Here is a 21,347-nt window from a genome sequence, read left to right on the forward strand (position 1 = left end):
CCGGAGCACCCGCATGAAGAAGCAAGCCTTCGTCGTCGCCCTCGCGCTGGCGCTGTCCTTCCCCGCCGCCGCGCACAAGCAGTGGCTGCTGCCCTCGCAGGCCACGGTCAACGGCAAGGAGGTCTGGGTGACCTTCGACGGTGCCGTCTCCAACCAGCTGTTCTTCCCCGACCACGTGCCGATGCGCCTGGACAACGTGGTCGCCATTGCCCCCGACGGCAGCCCGGTCGAGCTGCAGAACGCCAGCACCGGCAAGTACCGCAGCACCTTCGACCTGCGCCTGGAGCAGGAAGGCACCTACCGCGTGGCCAACGTCAACCGCGGCGTGTCGGCCAGCTGGGATACCGCCTCGAGCCTGGCGGCGAAGGAGAAGGCCAAGGCCGAAGGCAAGCCGGTGAGCGGGCCGGGGGCGCCGCGCGGCGGCTTCCTGCGCAACGCCACGGCCGAGGAGCTGGCGACGAAGATCCCGGCCGACGCCAGGAACCTGCAGGTCACCGAGGTCATCGGCCGCGTGGAGACCTTCGTCACCAACGGCCGCACCACCGACCTCAAGGCGGTCGGCGAAGGGCTGGAACTGGTCCCGGTCACCCACCCGAACGACCTGTTCGAGGGCGAGGAGGCGAAGTTCGTCCTGCATGTCGACGGCAAACCGGCCGCCGGCCTGGAAGTCGAAGTGGTCCGCGGCGACACCCGCTTCCGCAACGCCCAGGAAGAGATCAGGGCGACCAGCGGCGCCGACGGCAGCTTCGCCGTCACGTTCCCGCAGCCGGGCCGCTACTGGCTGGAAGTGTCCAGCGAGGACGCCCGCTCCCGCGTGCCGCAGGCCACGAAGCGTCGCCTGATGTACGTGGCGACCCTGGAAGTGCTGCCGCAGTAAGCGGACGCGACGCGATGCAACCGACGGCGGCCGCCGCGGATCTGGCGACCCTCGGCGGCCAGACCATGGGGACGACCTGGAGCGTGCGCCTGCTGGCGCCTGCCCGGGCCGACCTGCACGCGCTGCACGCCGGCATCCAGGCAAGGCTCGACCGGGTGGTGGCGCAGATGAGCACCTGGGAAGCGCGTTCGGATATCCGCCGCTACCGCGATGCGGTCGCCGGCAGCTGGATCGCGTTGCCGGAGGAATTCGCCACGGTGCTCGACTGCGCGCTGGAAGTAGCCACCGCCAGCGACGGCGCCTTCGATCCCACCCTCGGCCCGCTGGTCGACCTGTGGGGCTTCGGCAGCGCCGGCGCGCGACGACGCGTGCCCGCGGACAGCGAGATCGGGCAGGCGCGCGAACGCTGCGGCTGGCAGCGGCTGCAACGCCGCGCCGGTGGCCGCGAACTGCTGCAGCCGGGCGGACTGCACCTGGACCTGTCGGCGATCGCCAAGGGCTACGGCGCCGACCTGGTCGCCGCGCACCTGCGCGCCGGCGGCATTACCGCCGCGCTGGTGGAAGTGGGCGGCGAGATCCACGCCTTCGGCCGCAAGCCGGATGGCACGCCGTGGCGCGTGCTGGTCGAGTCGGCAGCCGACGAACAGGCCGATGTCGAGGCGATGCCGCCACGCGTGCTGCAGCTCGATGACGCGGCGGTAGCCACCTCCGGCGACCGCTGGCACCGCTTCGAACAGGACGGGCGCCGCTACGCGCACACCATCGATCCGCGCACCGGCGTCCCGGTCGCCGATGCCGCCGCCGCGGTCACCGTGGTCGCGGCCGATGCCATGCATGCGGACGCGTGGGCCACCGCGCTGACGGTGATGGGCGCGCAGGCCGGGCTGGAGTTCGCCCGCAGCCACGGCCTGGCCGCGCGCTTCGTCATCCGCGAAGCCGGCGGACTTCGCGAAGCGATGACCGACGCCTTCAACGCACGGCTGGTGCAGCCATGAGCGCAGATTCCGGCAAGGTGGCCCGTGCCATCCCCAGGTCGCTGGCCGGCAACCTGCTGGTCGCCGGCGTGCTGGTGCTGGCGGCGTTGCTGTTGCTGCCGCTGCACGGCGATGTCTGGTGGCTGGCGGCGCCGCGTCCGCGCCGCTGGTGGCTGGCCGGCTTCACGCTGCTGGCGTGGCTGGCCGCGTCCGCGCTGTTCCTGCGCAGGCGTCGCGTCGCCGAAGCCGCGCCGGCGCAGGGCGAAGCGCCGCTGCTGGTCTGCTGGGCGAGCCAGACCGGCTTCGCCCGGGAGCTGGCCGAACGCAGCGCCTCGCTGCTGCGCGAATCCGGCACCGCGGTACGGGTGGTCGCGCTGGAGGCGGTGGATGCGGACCTGCTCGCAGGCACGCGCCGCGCCCTGTTCGTGGCCAGCACCACCGGCGAAGGCGACCCGCCGGACCACGCCCTCGCCTTCCTGCGCGGCACGATGGCACAGCACCCCACGCTGGACCTGGAGTACGCCCTGCTGGCGCTCGGCGACCGCAGCTACAACGACTTCTGCGCCTTCGGCCGCCAGCTCGACGAATGGCTGCGCGCCTGTGGCGCGCGGCCGCTGTACGACCGCGTGGAGGTCGACAACGCCGACGAGGCCGCGCTGCGCCACTGGCAGTACGAACTGGGCCGGATCGGCGGGGTGGACGAACTGCCGGACTGGGCGCCGCCGGCCTACGAACCGTGGATCCTGCGCGAGCGCCGCTGCCTCAATCCCGGCAGCCCCGGCGCGCCCGTGTTCGACCTCGCCTTGCAGCCCGCCGATGGCAGGCTGCCGGAATGGCAGGCCGGCGACGTGGTCGAAGTCGGACCACGCCACCTGCCCGCGCAGGTGCAGGCGCTGGTCGATCGTCTCGGCCTGGACGGCACGCAACCGGTTGAACGCGCCGGCGTGCGCGAACCGCTGGCGCAGGCGCTCTCGTGCCTGCAGCTACCCGCGGCGGAGAGCCTCGCCGGGCTGGCGCCGCAAGCCCTGGTCGATGCACTCGCGCCACTGCCGCACCGCGAGTACTCGATCGCCTCGATTCCCGGCGAAGGCAGCCTGCGCCTGCTCGTGCGGCGCATGGCCCACACCGATGACCGTCCCGGTCTTGGCAGCGGCTGGCTGTGCGAAGGCATCGCTCCGGGCCATACCGTCGACCTGCGCCTGCGCGCCAACCCCGGCTTCCAGCCGCCACCGTTCGACCGGCCGCTGATCCTGGTCGGCAACGGCACCGGCATCGCCGGCCTGCGCGCGCACCTGCAGGCGCGCGTGGCCGCTGGCGCGCGCGGCAACTGGTTGCTGTTCGGCGAACGCAGCCCGGAACACGACCGCTACTACGACGCCGACCTGCAGCAGTGGCAGGCGCAGGGCTGGCTGGACCGCGTGGACCTGGCCTTCTCCCGCGGCCCCGAACCTGCCTACGTGCAGCACCGCCTGCGCACCGCCGCCGACCTGCTGCGCGATTGGGTGGACCGCGGCGCCACCATCCTGGTCTGCGGCAATGCCACCGGCATGGCCCCGGCGGTCGATGCGGTGCTGGCGGAAGTGCTTGGCGGGGAGCGACGCGACGCCTTGCGCGCCGAAGGCCGCTACCGCCGCGACGTCTACTGATCGCGGCCGGCGGGATCCAGCGCGGGCGGCTCAACGCCCGCAGGCCATTCCACCTGGACCAGCAGCAGCGCGCCGGCGCCGTCGATCGCATGGCGCCGGCGTCCGTCCGCGCTGGCCGGCAGCCATGCGCTGTCGCCCTGGGCCAGGGCGAGCTCGCGACCACCGTCGCCGATACGCGCCGAGCCGGCGAGCACATGCACCGCCCAGGCCGTGCGCGGATCGCAGAAGCACAGCATCGTGCCCACCAGCGGACGGTGGAACAGCGCCGCGGCCAGCGCCGGGGGACGCCACATCAGATTGAACACCTGCACCGGGCCATCCACCGGGATGCCGGTCACCGGGCGCGCACCGTCGAAATGGGCGCGCTGGTGCGGCGGCAGCAGCTCGCACGTCTCGCCGTCGTCGAAGTGCAGGCACACGCCGTTGCCGGACAGCAGCAGCTGTTCGCGGCGCAGCCCCGGGAACGGCGAGAAATCCGCCACCGCGTCGAGCTCGGCGATGGACAGCCGCAGGTTCCAGTCCGGATCGCCCGGCAGGGCGAGGATCTCGCGGGTCCAGCCGCGGCCGTTGCGCCAGCGCGCGCGCCGGTATTCGGTGGCCGGGATGGGCAGGATGCCGTGCTCGCTCATGCACGCATTGTGCCCCAGGCAGCGAAGATGCCGCGTGCCTCGACGCGGCGGCGCGGACCTGCCTGGCGCGGGGGGCCATGGAAGGCGCGAACCCGGCAGACCGGCACCGGACGCGCGTCCATGCGCGATCCGGTGCCGTGGCTCCCTGCCTGCCCCTCCGCCCGATGGGCGCTGCGGGTCCCTGCATCCTTTGCAGGCCTGCGGCCCGGAAGACGCAGGCGGCGCGGGAAACCGGCCAGCTCAGCGTCGCGCCACCGGGGCCGGGGCAGCGCCCTCGGCCGCAGTGCCCTTGGCCGCGGACGCGGCCGGCTGCGCCGGCTTCGGCGCCGGCCCCGCCTCGCCGACCTTGATCAGGTCGCGGTTGCGCTCGACCGTCTTCAGGCCGATGCCCTTGACGTTGGCCAGCTCGTCGACGCTCTTGAACGGGCCATGTTCTTCGCGGTACTGGACGATGGCCTCGGCCTTGGACGGGCCGACCCCGACCAGGACCTTTTCCAGCGTGGCCGCATCGGCGGTGTTGATGTCGACCTGTTCGCCGGCCAGGGCGCCGCCGGCCACGGCCAGCAGCAGCGTCAGCAGCAGCGACTTGAGCAGGAGGGAAACGGACTTCATGGCAACGCTCCTTGTCTGGTGATGGGTGGTGGACCGGCCGGGCCTCATGCCCCGCGCGCCGGTGCCGTCAGCTTCCCGCACGCGCCGGCGCCGGGCCATCGGCCTGCTGCGCGCCCTGGCGCGGGAAGCCGCCCCGTTCACCTGTAGGAAATTTCCCGTCCCGGGGCGGGGCGTAGAATGTCCGTCTCTCCGTTACACGCTGGGAACACCATGGAAGCCAACCGGCTCGATCCGCAGGCTGCGGCCGAATACCTCTCCTCCAAGTGGGACGACGACATCGTCCCGCAGCTGGTCGAATACATCCGCATCCCCAACAAGTCGCCGATGTTCGACAAGGACTGGCAGGCCGCCGGGCACATGGACGCCGCCGTCCGCCTGATGGAGGACTGGGCCAGGGCGCAGGACATCCCCGGCCTGCAGGTCGAGGTCGTGCGCCTGGAAGGCCGCACCCCGCTGATCTACGTGGAAGTGCCGGCCAGCGGCAAGGATTCGGGCGAGGACACCGTGCTGCTGTACGGCCACCTCGACAAGCAGCCGGAAATGACCGGCTGGGATCCGGACCTGGGCCCGTGGAAGCCGGTGCTGAAGGGCGACCGCCTCTACGGCCGCGGCGGCGCCGACGACGGTTACGCGATCTTCGGTTCGCTGGCCGCGATCCAGGCGTTGCAGAAGCAGGGCGTGCCGCACGCCCGCTGTGTGCTGCTGATCGAGGCCTGCGAGGAATCCGGCAGCTACGACCTGCCCGCCTACGTCGACCACCTCGCCCCGCGCATCGGCAAGCCCTCGCTGGTGGTGTGCCTGGATTCGGGCTGCGGCAACTACGAGCAGCTGTGGTGCACCACTTCGCTGCGCGGCCTGGCCGGCGGCAACCTGACGGTCAAGGTGCTCAGCGAGGGCGTGCACTCCGGCGACGCCTCCGGCATCGTGCCGTCGAGCTTCCGCCTGCTGCGCCAGCTGCTGTCGCGGCTGGAGGACGAGAACACCGGCAGGATCAAGGTCGAGGGCCTGTACGTGGAAATCCCGGCCGAGCGCCTGGAGCAGGCCGGCAAGGTCGCCGCGGTGCTGGGCGACGAGGTGTACAGCAAGTTCCCGTTCCTCGAGGGCATGAAGCCCATGTCCGACGACCTCACCGAGCTGGTGCTCAACCGCACCTGGCGCCCGGCGCTGTCGGTGACCGGCGTGGACGGCATGCCGGCGCTGTCCTCGGCCGGCAACGTGCTGCGCCCGCACACCGCGGTGAAGCTGTCGCTGCGCCTGCCGCCGACGCTGGACGGCAAGCGCGCCGGCGAGCTGCTGCAGGAGGTGCTGCTGAAGGATCCGCCGAACGGCGCCAAGGTCGAGCTGGAGCTGGAGAAGGCCTCCTCGGGCTGGAACGCCCCGGCGCAGTCGCCGTGGCTGACCGGGGCGATCGAGGCGGCCTCGCAGGCGGCCTTCGGCAAGCCGGCGATGTACATGGGCGAAGGCGGCTCGATCCCGTTCATGGGCATGCTCGGCGAGAAGTTCCCGGGCGCGCAGTTCATGATCACCGGCGTGCTGGGCCCGCACTCCAACGCGCACGGCCCCAACGAGTTCCTGCACATCCCGATGGGCAAGAAGGTCACCCAGTGCGTGTCGCACGTGATCGCCGAGCACTACCGGGCCAGCGTCCGCGGCGAGACCACCGGCGTGGGCGCGGTGGCCGGCGGCGAACAGCACGGCGGCCACGGCTGCTGCTGAACCCCACATCGGCGAACCGGAGGAAAGGCGTCGGCTGGCCCGGCGCCTTTTCCTTCTGGCCGGCCGCCGCCGCATTCGCCCCCGGCCGCCGTCCGCGTTACGCTGGCCCCGCCCCCACATCCCCAAACCGGAGTCTGCGAATGGAACAGATCTTTGGTGGCGGCATCATCTGGACGATCTTCATCGGGCTCATCGCCGGACTGCTGGCCCGGGCGATCAAGCCGGGCAACGACAAGCTCAACCTGTTCTGGACCATCATCCTGGGCATCGGCGGTGCGCTGCTGGCCTGGTACATCGGCGGTCTGGTGGGCTGGTACGAACCGGGCGAGCCGGCCGGGTTCATCGCCTCGGTGGTCGGCGCGATCGTGCTGCTGGTCCTGTACGGAATGCTCCGCAGGAAAAAGGCCTGAGGCCGGACGCGTGACAGGAAGCCCCGCCACGCGCGGGGCTTCCGCTTCTCGCGCGTCGCGATCGCGGCGGGGCGCATGGATTGCGCGCGGCGGCGCCAGCACCGCTCGCGGCCCGTGGGCGCGCCGGTTACCCTGTGCACTTTCATACGGGCACCAGGGCTGCGGCATGGCCAGCGACGAACAGGCGGCTTCCGGACGCGAGGCGCAGCGGCTCCACTGGGCCCGCGGCGCGCTCGGCGATCCTCATGCCACGCTGGAGCGCGCCTCGGTCGATGCCGGCTTCCGCAGCTACTGGCGCAGCCAGGGCAGCGGCCCCAGTCGGATCGTGATGGATTCGCCGCCAGGGCTGGAGGACGTGCGCCCCTGGCTGGCCATGCGCGACCTCCTCGAAAGCGGCGGCGTGCGCGTGCCGCAGGTGCTGGCGCGCGACGTCGAACTCGGCTTCCTGCTGCTGGAAGACCTTGGCGGCCCCACCCTCGCCCAGGTGATCGACGCGCACAACGCCGACGCCTGGTTCGACGCCGCCGTCGGCCAGCTGCTGCGCCTGCAGGCGATCGCCCCGCCGGAGGGCATGGGCGAGTTCGGCGAGGCGCTGCTGCAACGCGACGCAGGCCTGTTCGAGGAATGGTTCCTGCGCCGCCACCTGGGCATCGAACTGGACTGCGGCGAGGTCGAATCGCTGCAGCTGGTGCAGCGCCGGCTGATGGACAACGCCCTCGGCCAGCCGCGCGTGCTGGTGCACCGCGACTTCATGCCGCGCAACCTGATGCCGGTGGAACCCGGCCCGGCCGTGCTCGACTTCCAGGACTGCGTGATCGGCCCGGTCGCCTACGACGCGATGAGCCTGTTCAAGGACGCCTTCCTGTCCTGGCCGCTGGAGCGCGTCGACGGCTGGCTGGCGCGCTACCACGCGCGCGCCGCGGCCGCCGGCCTGCCGGTGCCGGCGCTGGCTACCTTCCTGCGCGACGCCGACTGGATGGGCGTGCAGCGCCACCTGAAGATCCTCGGCATCTTCGCCCGCCTGCACTACCGCGACGGCAAGAGCCGCTACCTGCCGGACGTGCCGCGCTTCATCGCCTACCTCGACGAGGTGTTGCCGCGCTATCCGCAGCTGGAACCGCTGCGGCGCCTGCTCGACGCGCGCATCCGCCCGGCGCTGGACGCCAGGCAGGCCGCGGCATGAAGGCCCTGGTCTTCGCCGCCGGGCTGGGCGAACGCATGCGCCCGCTCACCGACCACACGCCCAAGCCCCTGCTCGAGGCCGGCGGCAAGCCGCTGATCGCCTGGCACCTGGAGAAGCTGGCGGCGCTGGGCGTGCGCGAAGTCGTGGTCAATACCTCCTGGCTCGCCGACCGCTTCCCGGAACGGCTGGGCGACGGCGCGGCCTGGGGCCTGCGCCTGCACTACAGCCACGAAGGCCCCACCCCACTGGAAACCGGCGGCGGCATCCTCCACGCCCTGCCGCTGCTGGGCGAGGATCCGTTCCTGGCGGTGAACGGCGACATCTGGACCGACTACGACTTCGGCCGCCTGCCGCGCGAACCGGCCGGCGACGCCCATCTGGTCCTGGTCGACAATCCGCGGCACCACCCGCAGGGCGACTTCGTGCTGGACACCGAAGGCCGCGTGCATGCCGACGGCGGCGCCCGCCTCACCTTCTCCGGCATCGGCGTGTACCGGCCCTCGCTGCTGCTGGGCTGGCGCCAGACCGTCGACCGCGATCCCGGCGATCCGCCGCGCTTCCGCCTCGCCCCGCTGCTGCGCGCGGCGATGGCGCGCGGCGCGGCCAGCGGCGAACACCACCGCGGCCGCTGGACCGACGTCGGCACGCCGGAGCGCCTGCAGGCGCTGGACCGGCAACTGCGCGCGGGCTGACTGCGACGGTCCGGCCGCCGGCTACGTATGGCAGGACGATGGGCGAACCGCCAGGGAACCAGGCAAGCGAAACGGAACGACTGCGCCGGGCACGGCGCGGCGACGACGCCGCGTTCGAGGCCATCTACCGCGAGCACGCCCGCGCCATCCATGCCCTGGCCCTGCGCCTGACCGGCAACAACGCCGCGGCCGAGGACATCGTCCAGGAGACCTTCCTGCGCATGTTCGGCTTCCTCTCCGGCCTGCGCGACGACACCCCGCTGCGTCCGTGGCTCAAGCGCGTGGCCGCCAACCTGGCGATCGACCGCCTGCGCCGCGAACACCGCCTGTCCGACGACCAGGCCTTGGCTGAAGCGGTCGACGCGGCCGCGCCGCCGGCCACCCTCGCCGAAGCCGATGCCCTGCTGCGACGGCTGCCGCCGCTGGTCCGTACCCTGGTATGGCTGCACGAAATGGAAGGCTGGTCGCACGAGGAACTGGCGCAGCGCTTCAGGCGCAGCCCGAGCTGGTCCAAGTCGATCCTGTCCCGCGCGCTGGCCCGCCTGCGCGCCGGCCTGGATCCGGAGAACGAAGCATGACCCCCCCCGACCGCCTCCACGAACTGCTGCAGTCGCTGCCGGAACCACCGGAGCCGGACCTGTGGCCGCGCGTGCTCGCCGCGCGCCGGCGCCAGCGCCGGCAACGGCGCGTCGTCGCCGGCGCCGCGTCGTTCGGACTGGCCGCGCTGCTGGTCGTGGCGCTGTGGCCGCGCCTGCAACCGCCGCAGCCGGCGGTGGACGCACCGGCGATCGTGCAGGCCACGCCGGACGTCGACGCGCAGCTGCGCGCGCTCGACCGCGCCCTGCAGGTCGCCTACGACCGCGGTGCCAGCGACGACGAACTGGCGCCGCTGTGGGAAGTGCGCCAGGCCCTGGCCGCGCAGCTGGACGGCGGCGGTCGTCCCGGCAGCAGCATCTGACCGGAGGTTCCATGTCGAAGATCCCGCTCCGTGCCCTGCTCCTGCTGCTGGCCACCGCCATGCCGGGCGCCGCGTACGCGCAGGCCTATCCGGCGATCCCCGTCGACGGCGTGCCTGTCGACACGCCCGGATGCGGCCTGGTCAGCAGCGCCGCGCGGCCGGTCCCGGAGAGCATGGACCTGTTTCCCGGCGTGATCATGCGCATCGACAACGACGGCATCAACGCGGTGCGCGAGACCTACCGCCTGCAGCCGGGCAAGCACGTGCTGGTGGTCGCCGAGAACATCCCGTCCTATCGCCTGGGCAGCGCCAAGCAGGTGCAGATCCAGAAGATGAAGCGCCGACGCAGCTTCGGCGAGATCTACAAGCCGCTGATCCTCGACGTGCGCGCCGACCGGCTCTACCGCATCGGCGTGCACCTGCGCCGCGACCGCCTCGACCCGGAAAGCATCCGCGACAACGAGTACTGGCACCCGGTGGTGTGGGAGGAGATCCCGCAGGCATGCCGCTGAACCCTTCCCCTTCCAGGCACACCGCGCCGCCCGGCCGCCATCGCGGCCGCGCGCTGCTGCTGGCTGCGCTGTGCCTGTCCTGGGCACCGGGCGTACTGGCCCAGCCTGCGCCGGTTGCGACGCAGGCCCCGCGCGACGCCTTCGAGCTGGGCGCGGTGGTCGACGTGCGGCGTCCCCAGGCCGAAGGCCTGCGGGTGATGGCGGTGACACCGGGCGGCGCCGCCGACCGGCTCGGCCTGCGCGCCGGCGACCGCCTGCTGTCGCTCAACGGCCAGGCCCTGGCTGGCGTGGACGCGCCGCGCGAGGCGCTGGCGCGTGCGCTGCAGGCTGGCGACGGCCGCCTGCAGGTACGCGTGCGGCGCGACGGCGAAGAACTCGACCTGGCGGGCACCGCCGACCTGCAACGCGCGACCGGCTCGGCGCAGTGCGGCCTGGTCGCCACGTACCCGCCCGGCGGCACGCTGCCGACGGGCCTGCTGGCGGTGGACATCGTCCAGGTCGAAGGTCGCGGCGTCCCGGCCGATGGAAGCGAGCCGTACCGGCTTCCGCCCGGCCCACGCGTGGTGATCGTGCGCGAGCACGTCCCGCCTGCCGCGCAGCGCTCCCGCGCCCTGAACAGCTACGCGTCGCGCGCCGTCGTCATCGACGTCGCCGCCGATACCCGCTACGTGCTGGCCGGCCGCATCCACGGCCCGACCGCGCCGGGCAACGCGCCGGTGTGGCAGCCGGTCGTGGTGCAGGCACGCAGCGAACCCTGCCGCTGAGGCAGTCCCCCAGGTCCAGGAGAACGACCATGAACCGACCGATCCTGCTGCTCGCCGTGATGCTGGCCGCCACGCAGCCGGCCGCCCTCGCCCGCGCCGACACCCCGCCGCTGCCCGGCGACGCCACCAGCACCTGCGGCTGGGTGACCGGCGAACGCCCGGCCGTGCCGCGCAGCCAGGACATCTTCCGTGTGGAGATCACCCGCATCGACGGCGACAGCACGCCGCTGCACCCGGTGCCGCGGCATCGCGTCCAGCCCGGCCAGCGCGTGCTCACCGTCGCCGACCGGATCGAGGCGAACTGGCTGCCAAGCGCCGCCATCGCCCAGATCGAGCGGATGAAGAAGCTGGAGATGCAGCGCGCGTACAAGACCTTCACCGTCGAGGTGAAGCCGGGCGTCAGCTACGCCATCGGCGCACGCCTGCTGCGCGACCGCCTGGACGCGCAGAGCATCCGCGACAACGCCTACTGGGAACCGGTGGTGTGGGACGAGCGCGCCGAGCGCTGCCCGTGAGCCCGCGCGCGCTCAGTCCAGGCCGAGCGCGCGACGCAGGAACGGCACGGTGACCCGGCGCTGCGCCGCCAGCGATTCGCGGTCGATCCGCTCCAGCAGCGCCAGCAGCTGCGCCAGGTCGCGGCCGGTGCGGGTCAGCAGCCAGTCGATCGCCGCTTCCTCCAGCACCAGGCCGCGGCGGCGGGCGCGGTCGCGCAGCACCTCGCGGCGCCCCTCGTCGTCCAGCGTGGCCAGGGCGATGCGCGTGCACTGGCCCAGCCGGGACCGCAGGTCCGGCAGCACCAGCGACAGCAGCGCGGGGCTGGCGCAGGCCAGGTAGAGCATGCCGCGGCCGGAGGCGCGGGCGCGGTTGTGGAAGTCGAACAGCGCGACCTCGTCGTCGCGGTTGCCGGCCACCGCCTCCAGCCCGTCCAGGGCGACGACGTCGGCCGCCTCCAGCGCTTCCAGCGCCTCGTGCAGGCGGCCGGCGGCCGCGCGCAGCGGCAGGTAGGCCGGGCGGCGCCCGGTCTGCTCGGCCTCGGCGCACAGCGCCAGGCCCAGGTGGGTCTTGCCGGTGCCGCTGGCGCCTTCCACGTACAGCCAGTCGGCGCCGGCCTCGCGCGCCAGCGCGCGCAGCTGCGCGATCGCGCCTTCGGGCGCGCGCACGAAACCCTCCAGGCGCTGGTCCGGCGGATACCTCAGCGACAGCGGCAGCTGGGGCGTGGCCCCGGGAGCACCACTCACGGTTCGCTCCGCTCCCGCACCGCCGCTTCCTCGACCGCGCCGGTGTCCACGTACGGATCCAGCAGGATCGCCGGATGGTCGCCGGTATACAGCCCGCTCTGGCGGTAGCGCTCGTTGGCGAAGCGCAGCAGCACGTTGGCCACCGCCGCCACCGGCAGCGCCAGCAGCATGCCGAGGAAGCCGAACAGCTGGCCGCCGGCCAGGATCGCGAAGATCACCGCCATCGGGTGCAGGCCGATCTTGTCGCCGACGATGCGCGGGGTCAGCACGTAGCTCTCCAGCAGCTGGCCGACCGTGAACACCACGCCGACCAGCGCCAGCAGCTTCAGGTCGAAGCCCTGCGCCTGGACCAGCGCCGCCACCAGCGCCAGGACCACGCCGGTGGTCGCACCCAGGTAGGGAATGAAGCTGATCAGGCCGGCGATGAGGCCGATCAGCACGCCGAGCTTGAGCCCCACCAGCTGCAGGCCGATCGCGTAGATCGCGCCCAGCGCCAGCATCACCAGGAACTGGCCGCGCAGGAACGCGCCGAGCACCTCGTTGGATTCACGCGCCAGCCGCGACACCGTGCCGACGTGGTCGCGCGGCACCAGCGAGGCGACGCGCTCCACCAGCAGGTCCCAGTCGCGCAGGAAGTAGAAGGTCAGGATCGGCACCAGCACCACGTTGGCGACCCAGGCGATCATCGCCACGCCCGAGCGCGACAGGTAGCCGAACAGGGTCGCGGCGAAGCCGCCGGCCTGGCTCCAGTGCTCGCGGACCCAGCCGTACAGGCGTTCGGTATCGAACCAGCCCAGCAGGTCCATCCCGGTCTTCGCCTCCAGCCACGGCAGCGCGACCTGCATGAACCAGTCGCGGTAGCCCGGCGCGGCCTCGACCAGGGTGCGCACCTGCCGTTCCAGCAACGGCACCAGGATCAGCAGCGCCAGCAGCAGGACCAGGGTCATCAGGAAGAACACCAGGCCCACGGCGACGTTGCGCGAATAGCCCCGCCGCTGCAGGCGGTCGGCCAGCGGGTCGCCCAGCCAGCCCAGCAGCGCGCCGAGCACGAACGGGGTCAGGATCGGCGCCAGCATCCACAGCAGCCACAGCGCGCCCAGGCCCACGGCCAGCCAGCGCAGCTGGCGCAGGAAGCGGGCGATCTCGTATTCGGGGGTGTTGTCGGGCGTGGCGCTCATCGGATGCGGTACTCCGCGGTCGCGCCTTCCACCGCCACCACCGGCGCGTCGGGGCCGAGCATGCGGTTGAAGCCGGACACCCCGGTCAGCAGTTCCAGGTCGAACTCGACGCGGTCGCCCTCGGCGCGCGCCGGCACGATCCCGCGGACCACCGGCATGCGCTGCAGCGCCGCCGACAGGCGCAGGTAGTCCTCGGCGCTGTGCAGGCCGGTGAACACCAGGCGGTAGGTGCCAGCCGGCTCGGACGGCGGCGCCTTGGCGTAGCGCTGGACCAGCGCGTCGGCAGCCACGTCGGCGCCGGAGGCGATCGCGCGGCGCGCATCGGCCTCGTTCACCGTGCGCGTGGCCAGCACGCGGCCGGCGTCGACGAAGGTCCAGTCGGCGGTCCAGCCGGGGCCGTTGCGGTACAGCTTGCCGATCAGTTGCATCGGCGGGCTGTAGCGCGCCGAGGCGCGGGCCACCGCCGCCGGATCGTTGCGCCAGATCGCGCCGACCGCCGCCTGCTCGGCGGCCGCCCCGGCCGGCAGGCCGAGGCGGAAGCCGCGCTCCTGTGCACGGTCGAGCACGCTGCGCGCGGCGTTGACCTGGGCGGTGGTCAGCAGGCGCGGGCCGCTGCCGTCGTCGATCGCCAGCCACAGCACCGGCTTGGGCCGCGGCTGCGGCCACACCGGCAGGCCCAGCGCGGCGACCATCCCGTCCACCGCCTCGGGCCTGAAGCGCACCACCAGCATGGTGCGGAAGGTGGTCGCGCCGGTCGCGCCCACTCCCTGGTCCTGGCGGAAGTCGTAGGAATCGACGTAGTTGCGGGCGTTGCGCAGTTCCTGGGCCACGCCCGGGCGGTTCACCACCCCCGCATCGCCGGACAGCTTCTCCAGCACCCGCGCCAGCGCGCGCGCATAGCCGGCCTCGCGGGCCTCGGCGGTCTGGCTGTTGACCGGGACCTCGGCCGCGTACAGGCCCTCGGCGCGGGCCACGTCGCCCTCGGTGCGCAGGCCGTCCTGGGCGCGGGCGGGCACGGCGGCCGCGCCCAGCGCCAGGCACAGCCACAGCAGCGGGGTCAGGCCAGCGGTAGCGCGGTGGGCTCGCATGCGGTGTCCTTGCCGGGGGCGGATGCGGTGAATTGTTGCCCGAATGCCCGTATCGCGCCAATCAAGACGCGAAGGCGCCGCTGCTGCCCGGCCGCCGGGCGGACGCGGCTGGTAGAATGCGCGCCTTCCCGCTAGCGCTGCCGCAGGCCCTGAACGTGAGCCAGACCCCGACGCCCGCCCCTCTCACCTACCGCGACGCGGGCGTGGACATCGACGCCGGCAACGAGGTCGTCGAACGGATCAAGCCGCTGGTGCGGCGCAGTTTCCGCCCCGAGGTGATGGGCGGCCTGGGTGGCTTCGGCGCCCTGTTCGACCTGTCCAACAAGTACCGCGAGCCGGTGCTGGTCTCCGGCACCGACGGCGTCGGCACCAAGCTGAAGCTGGCCCAGCAGCTGGGCCGCCACGACACCATCGGCATCGACCTGGTGGCCATGTGCGTCAACGACATCCTGGTCCAGGGCGCCGAACCGCTGTTCTTCCTCGACTACTTCGCCACCGGCAAGCTCGACGTGGACACCACCGTCGCGGTGGTCGGCGGCATCGCCCGCGGCTGCGAGGAGTCCGGCTGCGCCCTGATCGGCGGCGAGACCGCCGAGATGCCCGACATGTACCCGCCGGGCGAGTACGACCTGGCCGGCTTCGCGGTCGGCGCGGTGGAGAAGTCGCAGCTGCTGGACGGCGCCCGGGTGCGCGAGGGCGACGTGCTGCTGGGCATCGCCTCCTCCGGCCCGCATTCCAACGGCTATTCGCTGATCCGCAGGATCTACGACCGCGCCGGCCGCCCGGCCGGGGCGGTCCTGGCGGACGGGACGAAACTGGTCGACGCGCTGATGGCGCCGACCCGGCTGTACGTGAAGCCGGTGCTGGCGCTGCTGCGCGAACACGGCGAGGCGATCCATGCGATGGCCCACATCACCGGCGGCGGCCTGACCGAGAACATCATCCGGGTCATCCCCGAAGGCCTGGGCCTGGACATCGAGGCCTCGGCGATCGTGCTTCCGCCGGTGTTCGACTGGCTGCAGCGCGAGGGCGCGGTGGCCGACGTGGAGATGTGGCGCACCTTCAACTGTGGCGTCGGCTTCGTGCTGGTGCTGCCGCAGGACGCGGTCGCCGCGGTGTCCACCAGCCTGGACGCGCAGGGCCTGGCCCACCGTGCGATCGGCCAGGTGGTGCGCGCCAGCGGCGACGGCGAACGCGTCCGCATCGGCTGATCCGGCCGTGGACACCGCGCCGCCCCCCTTGGAAGCGACGGCCGACGACCTGCGCCACCTGCAGCTGCTGTCGGTATTCCACTACGTGGTCGGCGGCATCACCGGCCTGTTCGCGCTGTTCCCGGTGATCCACCTGGTCATGGGCCTGGCCATCGTCAGCGGCCGCCTGCCGATGGAGGACGCCGGCGCGGCCCCGTTCGACCCGCGGATGGTCGGCTGGATCTTCGTGGCGATCGCCTCGCTGATGATCGGGTTCGGCCTGACCCTTGCCGGCCTGATGGTCTACGCCGGCCGCTGCATCGCCCGCCGCCGCCGGCACCTGCTGTGCCTGGTGGTCGCCGCCCTGTCCTGCATGATGATGCCGCTGGGCACGGTGCTGGGCGTGTTCACCCTGGTGGTGCTGACCCGGCCGCGGGTCCGCGCACTGTTCCCGGAATCGTGATGCCGCCGGTGTCCGCCCGCCTCCCGGCCGCGGGAGCCGCCGCATGAGCGCGCGCATCGCCGTGCTCGTATCCGGCCGCGGCAGCAACCTGCAGGCCCTGCTCGATGCGATCGCCGATGGCCGCCTTGGCGCCGAGGTGGTGGGCGTGCTCTCCGACCGCCCCGGCGCGCCGGCGCTGGCCAAGGTGCCCGAGCCGCTGCGCTGGAGCGCCAACGCGCGCGCCTTCCCCGACCGCGCCGCGTTCGACGCCGCGCTTGGCGACGCGGTGGCGGCCCTGCGGCCGGACTGGATCTTCTGCGCCGGCTACATGCGCATCCTCGGCGACGCCTTCGTGCGCCGCTTCGAGGGCCGCCTGCTGAACGTGCATCCTTCGCTGCTGCCGCTGTACAAGGGCCTGCATACCCACGCGAGGGCGCTGGAAGCCGGCGACGCCGAGCATGGCGCCAGCGTGCACTTCGTGGTGCCGGAGCTGGATGCCGGCGCGGTGGTGGCGCAGGTGCGCATCCCGGTCGAGGCCGGCGATACGCCCGAAACGCTGGCCGCACGCCTGCTCCCGCATGAACACCGGCTGGTGGTCGCAGTCATGGCCCTCGCCGCATCCGGCCGCCTGGCTGAACAGGACGGCCAGGTCCGGGTCGATGGTCAGACCCTGTTTAGACCGCTGCAACTAGATTCCGCTGGCATCCTGCATCCGGAATCACGCGGCTGAGCCGCTGATCCGGGCATGCTGCAGCCTTTCCTGCCGATCCGCCTGCATGCCCATTCCCGCGAACCTCTTCCGCCTCCCGATCCTCGGCCTGTGCCTGCTTGGCGCCGGCTGGCATGCGGCTGCCCTCGCCGGTGCCGGCGCGCAGCCGGACGGACCGGCCGTCGAGGCGCCCGCAGCCGCGGAGCCGCCGCGGGCGCTGGAGCCGTTCTCCGCGACCTATGAGGCGCACTACCAGGGCAAGCCGGCCGGCAACGCCAGCATGCAGCTGGTGCACACGGGCGACGGACGCTGGCGGCTGGACCTGTCGATCCTGGGCGACCGCGGCATCGCCGGCGCCACCCGCCTGCGCATCGAGCAGAGCACGGTCTTCGACGAGGCCGGCGGGTATTACCGGCCGCTGAGCCAGAGCACGGTGCGCAAGGCACTGCTGTTCGACCAGCGCGCCACCGGCACCTACGACTGGTCGCGCATGCAGGCGCAGTGGCAGGGCAAGCTGAAGAAGGACCGCCGCCAGCCGCTGGCCCTGAAGCCCGGCGACATGAGCGCGCTGCTGCTCAACCTGGCGATCATGCGCGACGCCGATCCCGGCGATACCCTGCACTACCGCCTCGTGGACGTGGGCCGCGCCCGCGACCACACCTACGTGGTCTCCGCCGAACCCGAGATCATGGCCGTCGGCGACATGAGCTACGACGCCCTGCGCGTGGCCCGCACCGACAAGCCCGGCGACGAGACCGTCCTGTGGGTCGCCCGTGGCGTGCCCACCCCCGTCCGCATCCTGCAGCGCAAGGATGGCGAGGACGAGATCGACCTGCGCCTGGTCGAATACCGAGGAGCCTGAAAATGTTGCGACGCATCCGCTTCCGTTACGCCCCCTGGCTGGCCGTGCTGCTGGCGCTGGCCGCCACCACCGCGCAGGCCGCGTCGCTGGAGCCGTTCACCGCCGACTACCAGGCCAGCTACCTGGGCATGCAGGCCACCGGCACCATGAGCCTGGCGCAGGAAGGCGGCAACCGCTGGAAGTACAGCCTGTCCATCCGCAACCAGGTCGCCGACCTGAGCCAGAACACGGTATTCGAGGAACACCAGGGCCGGCTGCGTCCGCTCAGCAGCAGCGACCGCTCGGCGGCGGTGTTCAAGAAGAAGAACGTCGACGCGACCTACGACTGGAAGGCCGGCACCGCCACCTGGAGCGGCGACGTCAAGCCGGAGCGCCGGGGCCCGGTGAAACTGCAGCCCGGCGACATGGACGCGCTGCTGATCAACCTGGCCGTGGTCCGTGACCTGGCCGCCGGGCGCCCGCTCAGGTACCGCATGGTCGACGAGGGCCGCGTGCGCGAAATGGAGTGGGAAGTGGCCGGCAAGGAAGCGGTCACCATCGGCGGCGCCAGCAAGCAGGCGACCAAGCTGGTGCGGCGCACCGACAAGCGCGAGATGCTGGTGTGGATCGTGCCGGAGCTGCCGGTGCCGGCACGGGTCCTGCAGCGCGAGAACGGCATGGACACGATCAACCTGGTCCTGCGCTCGGTGCGCTGAACCCGCCGGGGCCGGCCACGGCGCCCGCTCCGCCTACTCCTCGCGGAACACCGTGCGGCAATCCACCCGGATCGCCTCGCCGCCGGAGAACCGGCGGAACGTGGTGCATTCGCGGTTGCCTTCGCGCGAACGCTCCGCGGTCACCGCGTAGAACGACTGCAGGATCTCGGCGCGGGTCACCGTGCCGTCGCCGTCCCAGTCCATGTCGCGGGTCTCGACGCCACGGGTCACCGCCATCCCGACCCAGCCCATCCACCCGACCAGCAGCAGCAGCGCCGCCAGCAGGGCCAGCAGCAGCTTGCGGCGCGGCGTCAGCTTGCCCCGCAGCAGCATCAGCCGTCGATCCTGCGGATGCGGGCGCCGAGCGCACCGAGCTTCTCCTCGATGTTCTCGTAGCCGCGGTCCAGGTGGTAGATGCGGTCGATGGTGGTCTCGCCGCTGGCGACCAGGCCGGCCAGCACCAGCGAGGCGGAGGCGCGCAGGTCGGTGGCCATCACCGGTGCGCCGCTGAGCTGCGGCACGCCGCGCACGATCGCCGTATGCCCGTCGACACGGATGTCCGCACCCAGGCGCAGCAGTTCGTTGACGTGCATGAAGCGGTTCTCGAAGATCGTCTCGCTGATCACGCCCACGCCATCGGCGATGCAGTTGAGCGCCATGAACTGCGCCTGCATGTCGGTCGGGAACGCCGGGTAAGGCGCGGTGGTCAGGCTCACCGCCTTCGGCCGCCTGCCGTGCATGTCCAGGGTGATGCTGTCGGCGGTGGTGGTGACCTCGGCGCCGGCCTCGGCCAGCTTCACCAGCACCGCGTCGAGGGTATCCGCGCGCGCGTTGAGCGCGGTGATGCGGCCGCCGGTCATCGCCGCGGCGACCAGGAAGGTGCCGGTCTCGATGCGGTCCGGCAGCACCGTGTGGCGGCCACCCCCCAGGCGCTCGACGCCGTGGATGGTGATGCGCGGGGTACCGGCGCCCTCGATCCGCGCGCCCAGCGCGTTGAGGCATTCGGCCAGGTCGGTGATCTCCGGCTCCATCGCCGCGTTCTCGAGCACGGTGGTGCCCTCGGCCAGGGTCGCCGCGGCCATCACGTTCTCGGTGCCGGTCACCGTCGCCATGTCGAACACGAAGCGGCCGCCCCGGAGGCGCTCGGCACGGGCCTTGATGAAGCCGTTCTCGACGCTGATCTCCGCGCCGAGCGCCTGCAGGCCGCGGATGTGCTGGTCGACCGGGCGCGAGCCGATCGCGCAGCCGCCCGGCAGCGAGACCTCGGCGGCGCCGTGGCGGGCCAGCAGCGGGCCCAGCACCAGGATCGAGGCGCGCATGGTCTTGACCAGCTCGTAGGGCGCCACGTGCTGGTCCACGCTGCACGGGTCGACCACCAGGCGGCTGCCGCGCGCCAGCGTGCCCCGCTCCAGCTCGACCCCGGCGCCCAGCTCGCGCAGCAGCTTGATCGTGGTGACCACGTCGTGCAGGTAGGGGACGTTGAGCACCTCCACCGGCGCATCGGCCAGCAGTGTCGCGCAGAGGATGGGAAGGACGGCGTTCTTCGCGCCGGAAATGGCGACTTCGCCGTGGAGCGGCGTACCACCGCTGACTACGATCTTCTGCATTGGAACCTGCTGTATCCGGGCGCCCGCGGGGGGCGGTGGCGGGACGGCTCAGGCCGCCTCGTCGGGGGTGACGGTCTTCAGGGCCAGGGCGTGGATCGCCCCGCCCATCAGTTCGCCCAGGGTGGCGTAGACCATGCGGTGGCGGACCAGCGGCAGCTTGCCGCGGAAAGCCTCGCAGACCACGGTGGCCTCGAAGTGCACGCCGTCGTCGCCATGCACCTGCGCACGCGCGCCAGGCAGGCCGTCTTCGATCATGCGGCGGATGGTGTCGGCGTCCATGTAGCGCTTGGCCTAGAATGAAGCCCCGCATTCTAGCGAATCCGGCCGTTCCGGACCGAGCCCTGCATGAGCCAGTCCCCACTCCCGGCAGCCCCACGCCCCGTCTCCGCCGACCCCGCCGGACTGGTGGCCAGCGGCCGTCGCGTGCTGGAAATCGAAGGCCAGGCCCTGGCCGCCGTCGGCGCCCGCATCGGCGACGACTTCGCCCGCGCCTGCGAACTGGTGCTGGCCGGGACCGGCCGCGTGGTCGCCACCGGCATGGGCAAGTCCGGCCATGTCGGACGGAAGATCGCCGCCACCCTCGCCTCCACCGGCACCCCGGCCTTCTTCGTCCATCCCGGCGAGGCCGGCCATGGCGACCTGGGCATGATCACCGACGCCGACGTGGTCCTGGCGATCTCCTACTCAGGCGAATCGGACGAGATCCTGATGCTGCTGCCGGCGCTGCGCCGCCAGGGCAACGCGGTGATCGCGATGACCGGGCGCCCGCAGTCCAGCCTGGCGCGCGAGGCCGACGTCCACCTGGACGTGTCGGTGCCGGCCGAGGCCTGTCCGCTGCACCTGGCGCCGACCTCCAGCACCACCGCCACCCTCGCCCTCGGCGACGCGCTGGCGGTCGCGCTGCTCGAGGCGCGCGGCTTCACCGCCGACGACTTCGCCCGCTCGCACCCGGCCGGCAGCCTCGGCCGCCGCCTGCTGCTGCACATCGACGACGTGATGCACGGCGGCGAGGCGCTGCCGGCGGTCCGCACCGGCGCCACCGTCGCCGAGGCGCTGGTGGAAATGAGCCGCAAGCGCCTGGGCATGACCGGCATCGTCGACGACGACGGCCGCCTGCTCGGCATCTTCACCGACGGCGACCTGCGCCGCGCGCTTGACCAGGGCGTGGACGTGCGCGGCACCCCGATCGACGCAGTGATGACCCGCAACCCGCGCACCATCCGCGCCGGGCAGATGGCCACCGAGGCGGCGCGGCTGATGGAGCAGCACCGCATCAACGGCCTGATCGTGGTCGACGACGCCAGCCGCGCGGTGGGCGCGCTCAACATTCACGACCTGTTGCGCGCGCGCGTGGTTTAACCGGCT

General features: G+C 72.5%; 26 protein-coding genes. 18 read left to right on the plus strand and 8 right to left on the minus strand.

Features of this window, described 5'->3' with window-relative positions; translation table 11 throughout:
* Nucleotides 1–13: 13 nt before the first annotated feature.
* The 3 genes from PSEJ35_RS0100780 to PSEJ35_RS0100790 are packed head-to-tail and all read left to right on the plus strand — an operon-like array spanning nt 14 to nt 3,497.
* The gene (locus tag PSEJ35_RS0100780; protein WP_028916116.1) at nt 14–877 is read left to right on the plus strand and encodes a DUF4198 domain-containing protein; all 864 of its coding nucleotides are present in this window, start codon (nt 14–16) and stop codon (nt 875–877) included.
* Nucleotides 878–891: 14 nt separating this feature from the next.
* Entirely contained in the window at nt 892–1,872 is a 981-nt protein-coding gene (locus PSEJ35_RS0100785) for an FAD:protein FMN transferase (protein ID WP_028916117.1), read from the plus strand.
* Complete coding sequence (locus PSEJ35_RS0100790; RefSeq protein ID WP_051412389.1) at nt 1,869–3,497, plus strand: sulfite reductase flavoprotein subunit alpha; 1,629 nt, start codon at nt 1,869–1,871, stop codon at nt 3,495–3,497. The genes PSEJ35_RS0100785 and PSEJ35_RS0100790 overlap by 4 nt, the downstream gene beginning before the upstream one ends.
* On the opposite strand, the gene PSEJ35_RS15020 is transcribed toward PSEJ35_RS0100790, so the two are convergent.
* Nucleotides 3,491–4,126 (minus strand): HutD family protein, encoded by a 636-nt coding sequence (locus PSEJ35_RS15020; RefSeq protein ID WP_051412390.1) that lies wholly within the window; start codon nt 4,124–4,126, stop codon nt 3,491–3,493. The two genes, PSEJ35_RS0100790 and PSEJ35_RS15020, sit on opposite strands and share 7 nt — an antisense overlap.
* A gap of 240 nt (nt 4,127–4,366) precedes the next feature.
* Complete coding sequence (locus PSEJ35_RS15025) at nt 4,367–4,738, minus strand: ComEA family DNA-binding protein (protein ID WP_037081958.1); 372 nt, start codon at nt 4,736–4,738, stop codon at nt 4,367–4,369.
* 210 nt (nt 4,739–4,948) lie between these two features.
* Between PSEJ35_RS15025 and PSEJ35_RS0100805 the strand changes: the two genes are divergently transcribed.
* From PSEJ35_RS0100805 to PSEJ35_RS0100845, 9 genes are all read left to right on the plus strand, one after another.
* Nucleotides 4,949–6,454, plus strand: coding sequence for a M20 family metallopeptidase (locus PSEJ35_RS0100805; protein WP_028916119.1), 1,506 nt, complete (start codon nt 4,949–4,951; stop codon nt 6,452–6,454).
* Between the two features lie 140 nt (nt 6,455–6,594).
* The gene (locus PSEJ35_RS0100810; protein ID WP_037081961.1) at nt 6,595–6,864 is read left to right on the plus strand and encodes a GlsB/YeaQ/YmgE family stress response membrane protein; all 270 of its coding nucleotides are present in this window, start codon (nt 6,595–6,597) and stop codon (nt 6,862–6,864) included.
* Between the two features lie 166 nt (nt 6,865–7,030).
* Nucleotides 7,031–8,047 (plus strand): phosphotransferase, encoded by a 1,017-nt coding sequence (locus tag PSEJ35_RS0100815; RefSeq protein ID WP_028916121.1) that lies wholly within the window; start codon nt 7,031–7,033, stop codon nt 8,045–8,047.
* Complete coding sequence (gene murU / locus PSEJ35_RS0100820; protein ID WP_028916122.1) at nt 8,044–8,739, plus strand: N-acetylmuramate alpha-1-phosphate uridylyltransferase MurU; 696 nt, start codon at nt 8,044–8,046, stop codon at nt 8,737–8,739. Before PSEJ35_RS0100815 ends, murU begins: the two co-directional genes overlap by 4 nt.
* 38 nt (nt 8,740–8,777) lie before the next feature.
* Nucleotides 8,778–9,317, plus strand: coding sequence for a sigma-70 family RNA polymerase sigma factor (locus tag PSEJ35_RS15030; RefSeq protein WP_051412392.1), 540 nt, complete (start codon nt 8,778–8,780; stop codon nt 9,315–9,317).
* A complete protein-coding gene (locus tag PSEJ35_RS0100830; RefSeq protein WP_028916123.1) occupies nt 9,314–9,697 on the plus strand; it encodes a hypothetical protein in 384 nt (127 codons plus the stop codon). Before PSEJ35_RS15030 ends, PSEJ35_RS0100830 begins: the two co-directional genes overlap by 4 nt.
* Before the next feature lie 11 nt (nt 9,698–9,708).
* Complete coding sequence (locus PSEJ35_RS17375; protein ID WP_028916124.1) at nt 9,709–10,209, plus strand: hypothetical protein; 501 nt, start codon at nt 9,709–9,711, stop codon at nt 10,207–10,209.
* Complete coding sequence (locus PSEJ35_RS0100840; RefSeq protein ID WP_028916125.1) at nt 10,200–10,973, plus strand: PDZ domain-containing protein; 774 nt, start codon at nt 10,200–10,202, stop codon at nt 10,971–10,973. Before PSEJ35_RS17375 ends, PSEJ35_RS0100840 begins: the two co-directional genes overlap by 10 nt.
* 29 nt (nt 10,974–11,002) lie before the next feature.
* Nucleotides 11,003–11,488, plus strand: a complete 486-nt coding sequence (locus PSEJ35_RS0100845) for a hypothetical protein (RefSeq protein WP_028916126.1) — start codon at nt 11,003–11,005, stop codon at nt 11,486–11,488.
* A 12-nt stretch (nt 11,489–11,500) separates the two neighbouring features.
* Here PSEJ35_RS0100845 and hda read toward each other — a convergent pair whose 3' ends face one another.
* Genes hda through PSEJ35_RS0100860 form a run of 3 tightly spaced genes read right to left on the minus strand, consistent with a single transcriptional unit; the run spans nt 11,501 to nt 14,477 of the window.
* Nucleotides 11,501–12,211: a DnaA regulatory inactivator Hda gene (gene hda / locus PSEJ35_RS0100850; protein ID WP_037081965.1), complete on the minus strand. Its 711-nt coding sequence runs from the start codon at nt 12,209–12,211 to the stop codon at nt 11,501–11,503.
* The gene (locus PSEJ35_RS0100855; RefSeq protein WP_028916128.1) at nt 12,208–13,389 is read right to left on the minus strand and encodes an AI-2E family transporter; all 1,182 of its coding nucleotides are present in this window, start codon (nt 13,387–13,389) and stop codon (nt 12,208–12,210) included. The genes hda and PSEJ35_RS0100855 overlap by 4 nt, the downstream gene beginning before the upstream one ends.
* Nucleotides 13,386–14,477 carry a DUF2066 domain-containing protein gene (locus PSEJ35_RS0100860; protein WP_037081968.1) on the minus strand — a complete coding sequence of 364 codons (1,092 nt, stop codon included), beginning with the start codon at nt 14,475–14,477 and terminating at the stop codon, nt 13,386–13,388. Before PSEJ35_RS0100860 ends, PSEJ35_RS0100855 begins: the two co-directional genes overlap by 4 nt.
* 80 nt (nt 14,478–14,557) lie before the next feature.
* Between PSEJ35_RS0100860 and purM the strand changes: the two genes are divergently transcribed.
* The 5 genes from purM to PSEJ35_RS0100885 are packed head-to-tail and all read left to right on the plus strand — an operon-like array spanning nt 14,558 to nt 18,375.
* The gene (gene purM / locus PSEJ35_RS0100865) at nt 14,558–15,688 is read left to right on the plus strand and encodes a phosphoribosylformylglycinamidine cyclo-ligase (protein ID WP_028916130.1); all 1,131 of its coding nucleotides are present in this window, start codon (nt 14,558–14,560) and stop codon (nt 15,686–15,688) included.
* A gap of 7 nt (nt 15,689–15,695) precedes the next feature.
* Nucleotides 15,696–16,130 (plus strand): hypothetical protein, encoded by a 435-nt coding sequence (locus PSEJ35_RS0100870; RefSeq protein ID WP_028916131.1) that lies wholly within the window; start codon nt 15,696–15,698, stop codon nt 16,128–16,130.
* Between the two features lie 43 nt (nt 16,131–16,173).
* Nucleotides 16,174–16,839, plus strand: a complete 666-nt coding sequence (gene purN, locus PSEJ35_RS0100875; protein WP_028916132.1) for a phosphoribosylglycinamide formyltransferase — start codon at nt 16,174–16,176, stop codon at nt 16,837–16,839.
* Nucleotides 16,840–16,885: 46 nt separating this feature from the next.
* Nucleotides 16,886–17,680 (plus strand): DUF3108 domain-containing protein, encoded by a 795-nt coding sequence (locus PSEJ35_RS0100880; protein WP_028916133.1) that lies wholly within the window; start codon nt 16,886–16,888, stop codon nt 17,678–17,680.
* 2 nt (nt 17,681–17,682) lie between these two features.
* Nucleotides 17,683–18,375, plus strand: coding sequence for a DUF3108 domain-containing protein (locus tag PSEJ35_RS0100885; RefSeq protein WP_051412396.1), 693 nt, complete (start codon nt 17,683–17,685; stop codon nt 18,373–18,375).
* Between the two features lie 33 nt (nt 18,376–18,408).
* Here the strand turns inward: PSEJ35_RS0100885 and PSEJ35_RS0100890 are convergent, their stop codons facing one another.
* Genes PSEJ35_RS0100890 through PSEJ35_RS0100900 form a run of 3 tightly spaced genes read right to left on the minus strand, consistent with a single transcriptional unit; the run spans nt 18,409 to nt 20,261 of the window.
* Nucleotides 18,409–18,708: a hypothetical protein gene (locus tag PSEJ35_RS0100890; protein ID WP_028916135.1), complete on the minus strand. Its 300-nt coding sequence runs from the start codon at nt 18,706–18,708 to the stop codon at nt 18,409–18,411.
* Nucleotides 18,708–19,982, minus strand: coding sequence for a UDP-N-acetylglucosamine 1-carboxyvinyltransferase (murA, locus tag PSEJ35_RS0100895; protein WP_028916136.1), 1,275 nt, complete (start codon nt 19,980–19,982; stop codon nt 18,708–18,710). The genes PSEJ35_RS0100890 and murA overlap by 1 nt, the downstream gene beginning before the upstream one ends.
* 48 nt (nt 19,983–20,030) lie before the next feature.
* Nucleotides 20,031–20,261, minus strand: coding sequence for a BolA/IbaG family iron-sulfur metabolism protein (locus tag PSEJ35_RS0100900; RefSeq protein WP_028916137.1), 231 nt, complete (start codon nt 20,259–20,261; stop codon nt 20,031–20,033).
* Between the two features lie 66 nt (nt 20,262–20,327).
* On the opposite strand from PSEJ35_RS0100900, the gene PSEJ35_RS0100905 reads away from it, so the two are divergent.
* The gene (locus PSEJ35_RS0100905) at nt 20,328–21,341 is read left to right on the plus strand and encodes a KpsF/GutQ family sugar-phosphate isomerase (protein ID WP_028916138.1); all 1,014 of its coding nucleotides are present in this window, start codon (nt 20,328–20,330) and stop codon (nt 21,339–21,341) included.
* The last annotated feature ends 6 nt before the right edge of the window (nt 21,342–21,347 follow it).

It is taken from the genome of Pseudoxanthomonas sp. J35 (genome assembly GCF_000513995.1).
Classification (GTDB): domain Bacteria; phylum Pseudomonadota; class Gammaproteobacteria; order Xanthomonadales; family Xanthomonadaceae; genus Pseudoxanthomonas.